Source organism: Methanoculleus sp. 10, assembly GCF_913757945.1.
In the GTDB taxonomy this organism is placed as follows: Archaea; Halobacteriota; Methanomicrobia; order Methanomicrobiales; family Methanoculleaceae; genus Methanoculleus.
In genome coordinates, this window is the sequence record NZ_CAJYDP010000015.1 from 1 (window position 1) to 8,975 (window position 8,975).

Annotated in this window: 3 protein-coding genes; all 3 read right to left on the minus strand. The window is 59.6% G+C overall.

The genetic code is table 11. The features are described from left to right. On the minus strand, positions 1-1,820 hold a 1,820-nt coding region (locus QZ408_RS14510), incomplete at its 3' end, for an Ig-like domain-containing protein (RefSeq protein WP_292492709.1). A 454-nt stretch (positions 1,821-2,274) separates the two neighbouring features. After that, positions 2,275-5,304, minus strand: coding sequence for a hypothetical protein (locus tag QZ408_RS14515; RefSeq protein WP_292492712.1), 3,030 nt, complete (start codon positions 5,302-5,304; stop codon positions 2,275-2,277). Between the two features lie 305 nt (positions 5,305-5,609). After that, the gene (locus QZ408_RS14520; RefSeq protein WP_292492714.1) at positions 5,610-8,798 is read right to left on the minus strand and encodes a VWA domain-containing protein; all 3,189 of its coding nucleotides are present in this window, start codon (positions 8,796-8,798) and stop codon (positions 5,610-5,612) included. Positions 8,799-8,975: the final 177 nt, after the last annotated feature.

Genomic DNA, 8,975 nt, shown 5'->3' on the forward strand with positions numbered 1-8,975 from the left:
TCGGTCATGATGACCACGGCTTTGACGGCTCCAGATTGCTCCTGGTTCTTCTGCATGAGGATCGCCTCATAGATCCCCCGCCGCAGCTGGGTTGCGCCATCCGCGTTAAGAGTATTCAGCTTTCCGGTCACCGCTTCGAAAGAATCACCCAGAACATTATCCACCGTCATAGAGGAGGAGAACGAGACAAGGCCCACCCGGTCATTTTCCGGGTTCATCTGCTTGATAAATGTAGACGCTGCATCTTTTGCCAACGCCATCCTTGTCTTTGTCTCTCCTGTATCCTTGGTGCCCATACTCCCCGACCTATCGATCACCAGCACCACATCGATCGGGTCCGGCTGCATCGCATACCCATCCCCCTTCAGCCGGATGGTGACGTCGGTCGTATCGTTCACCGCAACCGTCTGGTTGGAGACGCTCGTCTCCACGGAGAGGTAAGGGTAGTTCATCCAGGTCAGGAGAATATCCCGGCTGACATCCCCCCACGTCGCCCGGACGGTCGCCGTGCCTTTTGCAGCGGCCTGCTCTCCCGCCTTCGGCCGGACAAACGACCCGGGGGCGAACCTGACGATGGCGTACCCGTCCTCACCTGTCGTGGCTTCCGCCACGTTCTCTCCCTCCTTCTCAAGATAGGGGGCCCCGGTCGGGGTAGATCCGCCGAGATCGATCGAATCGGTATCGATGGTGAACGTCACCGTCTGCCCCGCGACCGGGTTTCCCTTGATATCCATCACTTTGGCCCGGAGTTCCGAGGCGATATCATCTTTGACATCGCGGCTCGGCATCGACTGCGGGCTTGCCGAGAGGAGCATCTCCACGGGATTGGTATGGATGAACTCGACGGTCCGCGATCCGGTCACGCTCGCGTTGTCCACGGCCGTCGCGGTGATGGTGATCCTGCCGGTGCTGTCCTTCGGACCGTAGGTGAGGCAGGCGACGCCCGTGCCGTTCGTCGTCAGGACCGCCCCTTCACCCGCGAGCGACGTGACGACCCGGAGGTCGCGGCCTGCCGCCGGGTTGCCCCAGGCGTCAAAGAGCCTGTAGGTCAGGGTGAAGGTGTTCTCCCCGTTCGCGGGCTGGTAGGGGAACGGATCGGCATCCGGGCTGACCGATATATCGATTCCGGCGGGAAGCCCGGTGGGCAGTCCACGAACGGAGGCGTAGCGGTCGAAGCCGCCCGGGAGGATGGTCATCCGGACAATGTTCTCACCGATGGTGCGGCCGGTCACAAGGTCCGCCCGGACAAAACCCGTGGCGTTGACCACCCTCTCCAGTTCGCGCACCGGCACCCCCCCATCGCCGATGAAGACGGCATCGTCACCGACCGAACCGACACTGAAGCGCACGGTCTCGGCGACCCTTCGATCGTCCACCGGGTTGCCGTGCCGGTCAGCAAATCGTGCAACGATGGTGGTGCTGTCGCCCGCGGTCACTTCGCCGTCATAGTGGAGGTACGATATCCGGCCGGGCAGGTCGTGGTCGATCTTCTGTTCGAACTTCATCTCCGCCGCCCCGGCACGAGCGGTTATCACGGCGACGCCGCTCGTCTTACCGGCGGTGAACCGGGTGACGGCGGTCCCGGACGCACCGGTGGAGACGGTCGCCGGTGCCAGGCGACCGTAGATCGGGTCGACGTCAAGCGCCACGGTGCGGTTCGCAAGCGGCGCCCCGCCCTCATCCAGCACCTGCACGGCTATTTCAGCCGAATCGGTCCCGTTCGCGACAAGCCAGTCGGCGCCGCCCGAGAGGATGATCCGCCCGGGACCGGCCGCACCCACTGCAGGAACGATCAGGCCGAGCAGGATCATGAGGATCATTACTTTTTGAAAATTCATACTGAGATCAGAGAGCCCTGATCCCGCATCATATATATAATAGTTATCATATGGATCCGAACCAGCGAGGATTCTTTAAAACCACAGAAATAACCCTGATCGGAGATAGAAGGATTTTTTGAATTTAAATTTTATCGAAATAGAAATACTGCCACCACCTCAGGCAACGGAACAGTCATATAATCGTTGATCCCCATATTTTTCGTACATTATAATCAACTAATAGGAGATAGATAACCTCTCAAAATCTTTTTTAGTGAAGAATAAGTAAATTTAATAAAAAATACCCGCCCGAGACAAAGAGGAAATTCCACGATATTTAAATACAGGCTTGTGCAGGTAAGCGGGAGGGCGCCCGGGGAGGTCCCCGGGGCCGGGGCCGCACCCCGGGGGCCGCAGGAGGGAGGAAGGCCGGGGGGAACCGGCCGCAGGGCAATCACTGGATCCTGATGTAATCTTTCTGCCGGTCGCCGACAAGGATATGCCCGCATGTATCCCAGGCATCCGGGGCATCGGGCGCGGTGGCATAGACCCGGACGGTGTACTCACCCGGGGGGAGGAGCCGGATATCGAAGCAGGCCTCCATCGGGTTTACACCGGGCGAGGACTCCCGGGTGCCGAGCGAGATCCACGTGCAGCCACCATCGCCCGAGCAGGAAACCTCCTGCACGGCCTTCGCCGTCCCGGTGTAGTTCAGGTCCCAGGAGAGGGAGAGGAACTCGGTGGCCGGGGACGTGCAATCGAGGTTGGAGACGTTGAGCGACCGGGTGTCCATGGTGGTGTTCTCCTCACTAAACGCCGTGATGTAGACCCGGGGGAGCGGCACCCGGTCGCGTTCGTTGAAGGTGATGGTCGCACCGTCCCCGAAGAGGCCGATCGTGCCCTCAGTGAGGACCCTGAGCCGGAAGGTCGCCTCCCAGGTCTGGTTGAGACGGATGGTCCCGATAGGGAAGTGAAGTTGTTTGTCCCCTTTCCAGTCGTTGATCTGGTTGATAGTATCATCATAGAGGACGTCGGTCCCGGTCTTGTTAAGAATGTGGGTGGAAACCCCGGGCTCGGGGACGTAGTCGAAGATCTGCTCACCGGGGGCGGGAGCGCTGTTCACCTCCACACTCTCGAAGGCGATGTCTACGGCCGTATTGACGCCTGCCTCGGTCTTGAGGTCGCCGGCGATCTGCCTGTAGACGTCGGCAAGGTCGGACGGCGTCTGTGCGACATAGTGCTTCCCTCCCGATTCTGTGGCGAGGGTCTGCATGGTCTCATTGCAGTTGTCCGAGACGGCGGACGAGAAGGTGATGGTGTAGATCCGGACATCGTTGTTTCTGGCGTATACTGCCATATTCTCTTCTCCGCCGGAAAGGCCGAAGGGATACCAGTTGTTGGTCCGCTGCCCGAATTGTTCGGGATCCTTATCGCTCTTGTTTGTCGCCGCCCGGGCAAGAGGATCGCCGTACCAGTCGTAGTCCCCGTCGATGAGGAAGACCAGCGCTTTGAGCGCTTTCGACCTGCCGTTCCCCTTCAACTCGGTGATTCCCTCATACAGCGCCTTGCGCACCGGATTCCCGCCACCCGGGATGAGGGTGCTGATGCCGGTACGCACGTCGCCGAAGTTATTTGTCGCGGGCGAACTATCCTTCGGCAGCGGGACGTCCAGGGTGGCGTGTCCCGCGTAGTGGTTCCGGTGGTCGCCGGTGCCGGGGTAGTAGACGAGGGTTGCATCGACATCGTCCATGTGATTGTCGATCCCGATATCCTGAATCTTTGATATCGTAAGTTCCTTATTGCTGTCCTTCGGGTTGACGGACGCAGTCCCGTTGTACCCAAACGAGAGCAGGCCGATCCTGTCCCACCCGGGGATCATGTGGTCGATGAAGATGGGGGCAGCTTCCATGACCGTGACCATGTGGTCCGGGTACCCACTGACCATCGTTTCGGCGCGGTCGACGCAGAGGATCACGTCGATCGGATTCGGTTTCATCGCCCAGCCGTCGCCCCGGAGGCGGATGGTGACGTCGACCGTATCGCTCACCGTGACCGTCTCCGGGGTGACGTTCGTCTCGACGGAGAGGTAGGGGTAGTTCATCCAGGTGAGGTTGACGGGGCGCTCGATGCCGTTCCATGTTGCGACGACGTCGCAGGTGCCGGTCGCGGCCGGGCTGTAGCCGGGAGCCTGGTACTCGGTCGTGAACGCACCCGGGGTGAACTCGACGGACGCGATGCCGTGCGCATTGGTGGTCGCACACTCTCCGGAGAGCGACGGGGGCGCGATCTGGTTGAAGTGATCGTCCACGGCGATATTCCGTATCGAGAACTCGACGACCTCGCCCGCGACCGGGTTGCCGTTCCGGTCGACGACTTTCGCCCGTATGACCGCCGGGAGGGAACCGGGCACGTCACGGCTCGGCATCGTCTCGGGGCAGGTGGAGAGGAGGAGGTTTTCCGGGTCGCCGCTGATGAACGCGAGGTCTTGCGAGCGGGTGACGGAGGTGTTGTCGACGGCGGTCGCCGTGATGGTGACGCCGCCGGGCGTCTCCCGGGGGCCGTAACTGATCTGCGCCCGGCCGCAGGCGTTCGTCGTCACCCGTGTCTCCCCATCACCGCTCGCGTTTGTGGTGATCGCGAGCACCCGTCCTGCGGACGGGTTTCCGAACCTGTCAAGGAGCGTGTAGGTGATCAGGATCCTCTCCTCCCCGTCGGCAACCGCGGCGGGCGGATCTCCCCCGGGCAGGACGTCGACCTCGATCGCACAGGGCTCCCCGTTTGCCGTGCCGCGTATCGTCAGGTAACGGTCGAGCAACGGTTCGGGCGGGCTCACCAGGACGATGTTCTCGCCCGGCAACGTGTCGACCCGGAGCATTACGGTGGCGTTCCCGGCCGCGTCCACGCCGACAGCGGCACTGCCGAGCGCCGCGCTCCCGGAGGGCGAGCCCACCGCGAAGCCCACGGTCTCGGCCGTGTTCCGGTTGTCCACCGGGTTTCCGTAGCGGTCGACCATGCGGACGACGATCTCCGTCGTCCCCCCGGCGGTCACCTCCGGCTCGTACCAGATGTTTTCGATCCGGTGCGGGGCCGCGTGGTCGATCTGCTGCAGGAATGTCTTTGTCTGCACCGACACGGCCTCTTCGTCGTCGTACGAGACGGTCACCGTTATCGGGGCGGCCCCGGCGGTGGCCACAGGGGTGAAAATCGCCGTCGCCATGCCGGCACCATCGGTCGTGGTGACGGCGGGCGTGATGCTCCCGAAGGTGTCGTCTACCGCGAACTCAACCGTGGTCCCCCCAAACCGGGTGCTCCCGGTGGTGCTGTTTGCGACCTGGACCGTGATGGTCGCGGTGTCGCTGCCCCCCGCCGTCAACCATTCGGCATCTGTGCTTATCTTTACCGTATCAGGTATCAAGGCGCCGGCCGGGACCGCAAGGAGGAGCAGCCCGGTGATGACGATGTACGCGTATATCCATCTCCGCATATGTCTTCGCAAGGGGACATTTACATGGAACCCTATATAAATATAGCTTATTAATTAGAAGATATTTACAGCATTAAATCGAATTCTGAAGGTTATAATTCCTAATTTTAAAATAATATTCGATTATAATGCTTTTTTATGAACGGGCATCACTGCGGCCCCGGGCACGCAGAGGGGTTCGTTTCCCCCATGAGAAAGAACCGTTCCCCGGGTTCACGGGGCGCCAGTTGCAGAAACAGTTAACACGAGGAGAGGCGCCCGGCCCGGGCCGTGGGGGGGCGCCCGGCGCCGAAAAAGGAGGGGAGTTACCCTATCTTGATGAAGGCGGACGGCGTGTCCCCGGTGTGGACCCACACGTCGGTCGTAGACTCGTTTGTTTTCGCATCACGTGCCGAGGCGGTCACCGTCATCCAGTATCTCCCCGGCGCGAGACCTCTGGCATCCATCAGGGTCGAGTTCGTTACCCTCTCCACATCCGCAAATGTTCCGGCGGGCAGGGTCCTGGTGAAGAAGGTGGATGGTTGTCGTCCGTCTTCATACCGGGACCAAGCAAGGGATATACCGACGTCCTGCGTGCCGTTGTAGGTGGTATTCCACGTTAACGGGACGACGTCGGTGTACGGCCCAGAACCGGAGTCCGGCCCGATAAAGTTGACGCCGAGAGATGCGGATATGATCCCGGTGTGGGTCAGGTCGGGGTAGACCGTGATGAACGTGGCAGGGAGGGGCAGCGTGTCGATGCCGTTGTTGAACGAGAGCGTCGCACCGGGACCGAAGATGTTGATGTTGTTGTCGTCGCCGTCCGCCTCGTAGGACGGCTTCACTGCAATACGGAAGGTCGTCGTCCAGTTCTGGTTGAGGCGGATGGTGCCGATGTCAAAGTGGAGTTGTTTGTCCCGCTCCCAGTCGTTGATCTGGTTGATGGTATCATTGTAGAGGACATCGGTTTCGGTCTTGTTAAGGATATGGGTGGATATCCCGGGCTTGGGGACGTACTCAAACACATCGGGTGCAGGTATGGGGGGCTTCCCCTTCACCTCGACGTTCTCGAAGACGGTCATCGTGGTGCCGACACCGGCCTCGGTCTTGAGTTCGCCGGCAATATCAGCGTAGACTTTTCTGAGCTCCCCCTCGTTGCCAGCCCAGACGTATTTTCCACCGGTTGCTTTTGAGAGTACCCCAAGATCCTCCTCGACGCTGGAATCCAACTTCGAAGCGAACCCGATGCTGTAGACTCTCACCTTATCGGTATCATCACCGCTGTTGGCATACACCGACATGTTCTGGTTAGTGAACTGGCCGTTATCGCAGGTCAAACTAGAGGGACTATATTTGTTGATCCACTCCTTCTTCACGGTATCATACCATTTTTCTTGACCCAACTGCCGCCAGACATTCGCATCCCCCTTCGGATCCGGGAGGCTAGAATACCATTCATACTTCTCACTTGAGAAATTGTAGTCGTTTCCGCTCCAGCGGTATCCAGACAGGGGTGCGCTGTAGGAATCGTAATAATCACTGGTGAGGTATTGATTGTTGTCTGCATAACCCACGCCTTTCGCCAGCGGTGAACCATGGTAGTTCCAATCACCGTCGCCCATGAGGATGACTGCTTTGACCGCTTCAGGCCTCCCGTTCTCCTTAAGATATTTTATCGCGGTGTAGTACGCCAGTCTCATATTCGTCGCACCGTCAGGGGAGAGACGGTCAATTGCCCCCTTAATCTCATCGGAATCGCGGGTCAACCCCTGCTTCAGCTCAGCATTGAAGGCAAATGAGACCAGCGCAACACGATCCCTGGCCTCTATCGCTAAACTCATGTTATCGACAAAGTTTTTTGCCGCAGCCTGTGCCGCAGCCATCCTCGTCGGGTTCACATCATTTCTCGACATACTCCCCGACGTATCCATCACCAGCACCACATCGATCGGGTCGGGCTGGAGCGCCCACCCGTCGCCTTTCAGCCGGATCGTGACGTCGGTTGTATTGGAGACCCCATCCGTACTGTTCACAGAAACCGTCGCGCGGGAGACCTCTGTCTCGACGGAGAGGTAGGGGTAGTTCATCCAGGTCAGGTCAATGTCCCGGGTGACATTCTCCCACGTCGCCCGGACGGTCGCCGTGCCATTCGCGGCGGCGTCCCAGCCCGGCGCCTCCCGAACGTTCGTGAACGCGCCCGGGCGGAACTTGACGATAGCAGACCCATCGGAATTGGTGATGGCGAACTCCGCCTCCAGTACCTGATCCACAGTCTGGTTATAGGGTGCGGAACGGTTTGAGACGATTTCAAACGTCACCCTCTCCCCCGCGACCGGGTTCCCCCTGACATCCATCACTTTAGCCCGGAGTTCCGAGACGATATCGGGTTTGACATCCCGGCTCGCCATCGTCTGCGGGCTTGCCGAGAGGAGCATCTGCACGGGATCGGTGCTGGTGAACTCCACCTTCGTAGTGTTTGTCACGCTCGGGTTCGCCTTGACCGTTGCGTTGAGGGTCACGGTCCCGACCTCCTCCTCGGGCCCGTAGGTGATCCACACCTGCCCCAGGTAACTCGAGTTGATGAGGCGGTTCTCATCCTGTGCCCCCGACGAATTCACCCAGAGGCCCTGGCCCACCGCGGGGTTCCCGTACGCGTCGGTCAACTCGTACATCAATGTTATCGTATCCTTTCCGTTGGCCGGAACCGAGCCGGAGCGAGGGTTTGGCGTGCAGGTGATACTCGTCGGCACACCATCCGCCATACCGTGGATGGTGACATATTGGCCCACGGCCGGCTTCGGCGGTCGGATATAGACAATGTTCTCCCCGGCCACCTTGCCGACCCGGAGCGTTGCGGTGGCGTTCCCGTTCTCATCCACCGGCACCGTGATCTTATCCTCCCCGTTGTCAAACTTTGCATCGCCCCCGGGCGAGCCCACCATGAAGGTCGCGTTATCAATTTTGTTGAAAGGGATGTTCAGATCTATCTCCCGCTTGCTGTCCACCACATTCCCATATTGATCCTCCATCCGGACGATGATCTTCGTCTCCCCTCCGGCGGTCACCTTCGGGGAAGACCACGTGTTGTTGATCTGATAGGGCGACGCCGCGTGATCGATGTGCAGGGTAGCGTTGTCATTCTGGGACTCGTTCAGCGCCATCCTCGCCGTGATCCTCGCATCCCCGGCGACGGTCCCGGGCTTAAAGACCGCCGTCGCTCTTCCATCAGAACCGGTCTCCGCATGCGCGGGAGATATGCTCCCGAGGGTGTTATTCACTACAAAATCAACGCCAACCCCCTCGAACGAGGTGTTGCCGGAGGTGCTGTTTTTGATCTGCGCCGTGACGGTCGCCGTATCCCCGCCCCCCGCCGTCATCCACGCGGTATCCGTCCAGACCTCGATATGATCAGGTATCAGGGCGCCGGCCGGGACCGCAAGGAGGAGCAGCCCCATCGCCAGGCACGCATACGTCCATCTATCCATACTCCACCGTATGTGCTCCTGGCACACCATAGTATATAAATGTTTTTAATAAAAAAGACAAATAATAAGGCTTATTTCAAAAATCAGACAATAATATTCACGCAAATCGAACAAAATTCATCAAAAGGCCCTCTGGACGAATAAAAGCTATTGATCGGACCCCCTTCCGAAAATATCCTTCCTGCCGGGAACAAACGTTGCCATCAT